Source organism: Comamonas sp. (assembly GCF_036666375.1).
Taxonomy (GTDB): Bacteria; Pseudomonadota; Gammaproteobacteria; order Burkholderiales; family Burkholderiaceae_C; genus Comamonas.
This window is the reverse complement of sequence record NZ_JAVWWA010000045.1, coordinates 9,686-12,114: the sequence shown is the minus strand read 5'-3', so window position 1 is coordinate 12,114 and position 2,429 is coordinate 9,686. Positions and strand designations below refer to the sequence as shown.

The 2,429-nt window shown below is 63.1% G+C and carries 3 protein-coding genes; all 3 read right to left on the bottom strand.

Features of this window, described 5'->3' with window-relative positions:
- Positions 1-68 precede the first annotated feature (68 nt).
- The 3 genes from RR928_RS12645 to RR928_RS12635 are packed head-to-tail and all read right to left on the bottom strand — an operon-like array spanning position 69 to position 2,313.
- Entirely contained in the window at positions 69-458 is a 390-nt protein-coding gene (locus RR928_RS12645) for a DUF1987 domain-containing protein (protein ID WP_332537563.1), read from the bottom strand.
- 35 nt (positions 459-493) lie between these two features.
- Positions 494-1,066: a SiaB family protein kinase gene (locus tag RR928_RS12640; RefSeq protein ID WP_332547848.1), complete on the bottom strand. Its 573-nt coding sequence runs from the start codon at positions 1,064-1,066 to the stop codon at positions 494-496.
- Between the two features lie 14 nt (positions 1,067-1,080).
- Positions 1,081-2,313: a SpoIIE family protein phosphatase gene (locus RR928_RS12635; protein ID WP_332682755.1), complete on the bottom strand. Its 1,233-nt coding sequence runs from the start codon at positions 2,311-2,313 to the stop codon at positions 1,081-1,083.
- Between the last annotated feature and the right edge of the window lie 116 nt (positions 2,314-2,429).

Here is a 2,429-nt window from a genome sequence, read left to right as displayed (position 1 = left end):
GCGGCCTTCGCGGCCAGCAGCGCCTGGTTCTCGGCGGCGAAAAGATCGTGCACCGGCAGGGCTTGCATTCAGGAGGCCTCGATGGCGCGGGTGACGAAGGCGAGCGCCGGAAAATCCTCGCTGAGCTCCTGGCCGAACTCGAGGATGGTGTCGTCCTCCTCGTCGTGGAACCAGTTGAGCCGCACCGCATTGCCGTCTTCGGCGGCGTTGCTCAGCGCCTCGATCAGGTTGAAAAGCATTTTCGTGCTCGAACTGTTGAAGTAGGCCAGCGCGATGTTCACTTCCAGCGTGATGCCGCTTTGCGCGCCCAGGAATTCCTTGAGCCGCGCGATGATGTCGCCATAGAACGCCGCGGCATTCTCTGGATAGGACTCGCCGCGCAGGCTCAGGGTGCGGGCATCGAACTGGAAGTCCACTTCGGGAGAGCTGGGCGTGGGAGCGATGTAGAGGTTTTCCATGCGTAATCTCGATTCGTTGACGAGCCCGTCGGGGCTCAGATCGCCGCCTTCAAATAGAAGACCGGCGAATCGCCAGACTCATGCTGCGTGTCGAAGTCGAATTCCAGCGGCTGGCGTGCGTCGCGGGCCAGGGTCAGGAATCCCATGCCCGCGCCTTTGCTGCCTTCGGGCGTCTCCTCGCGCAGCGTCTGGCGGTAGGCCTGCTTGATCTCGTCGAGCGTCATGTTGCGCAGCGCGCCCAGCTTCACGCGCAGATCCTCGGCGATCAGCGGTTCTATGGGGTTGGCGCACAGCAGCAGAAAGCTGCCGTCGTCCTCGCGGCGTATGCACACCGAGCCGTGGCGCAGCTCGCCGTTGTTCTGGCTCGCGGGCGTGAGCGAGTCGGCCGAGTAATGGATGATGTTCTGCGCCATCTCGACAAACGACGAGAACAGCTTGCGGCGCGTGGCCGGGGCCACGCCCGCGACTTCGAGCTGCAGCTTCACCGCGTCGGCCATGGCGGCCACGATGTGCTGCGAGAAGTAGCCCACGTAGTAGAAGATGACCTGATGCTGGCGCGCCAGGGTGAAGAAGGAGCCGTATTTGTCGGCAAACATGCGGGAGGGCATAGAGGGGCAATCTTTCAGGCACGAAAGCAAAAGAAGGTCAGGTCGTCGCGCCGGTGGTGCTCGCCCTGCCACAGCCGCAGCGCGTCGAGCACGGCCGCATTGACCTGGGCGGGCGTTTTTTCTCTTTGTTCGAGCAGCAGCTCCCGCACGCGGCGCTTTCCCAGCGCGATGCCGCGCGGCCCGCCGATCTGGTCTATCAGACCGTCGGTGCTCACGAAGACCAGGCTGCCCGGGCAAAGAATCACTTCCTGGTTGTGCCAGACGTAGTCGAAGTCGCTGTCCACATAGCCCACGCCCTTGCGCTGGCCGTCGAGCATCTCCACGCTGTCGGCGCCGGGTCGCAGCACGAACATGGTCAGCCGGGCGCTGGCGAAGATCAATCGTCCGCTTGCCGGCTCGAACCAGAAGCAGGCTGCGTCCATGCCGTCGTCGGAGCCTGGCGTGCCGTCCTGGCCGTTGACCTGGCCCAGCATCTGCTTGATGCTGCGGTTCACATGGCCCAGCAGGCTTGCCGGGTCCCGGGGACCGTTCTGCTCTATGGCCTGGTTGAGGCTGGTCGAGGCAATCAAGGTCATGAATGCACCGGGCACGCCATGTCCCGTGCAGTCGGCCACCGTGGCGAACCAGCCGTCGGCGTCGGTGCAGAACTGGTAGAAATCGCCGCCCACGATGTCGCGCGGCTCCCAGACCAGATGGGCGTCGGGGCAGGCACGCGCCATGGCGTCCAGCGAGCTGCGCAGCGTCGAGCGCTGGATCACGCTTGCGTACTCGATGCTGTGCATGATCTGGCGGTTGCGCGAGGCCTGCATTTCGGCGACTGCGCGCATCAGCTGCAGGCCGTTGCCGGTGCCGGCAAATGCGCCGGCGCGCGTGATGATGAAGCCGTCCGACAGCGCCTTCTCGCCGTACTCGACGGTCTTGAGCGTCAGCGCATCGATGTCCAGCGCGGCATCGACGATCAGCGGCTCCTTGTCCATGAAGGCAATGCAGCTCTTCTTGCCATACAGCTCCTGGCGGAACTGCTTGCTCATCTGCGACAGGAAGATATTGCGGTTGATCAACCCTATGGGCTGATTGCCTTCGACGACGGGAAGGCTCACCAGATCGCGGTGGCGGCCGAAGACCTCCATGACTTTTTCATTCGTCTCGTCGGGCGTCATGCTCGGCACTTCGATGCAGAGATCGGCCGCGCTGGGCTGGCGATAACGAGGCCGGAAGTCGCTTAGATACTCAGTGATTTCGGGCATGAAACAGTACGCAGGGAACGATGTGTGCAAATGTTACTTTTTGCGTATTTCGTTTTCATGACGGATTTGTTTCATGCGCACGGGGCTTGCGTCAGACGCTGGTCGGCTGAGCGACC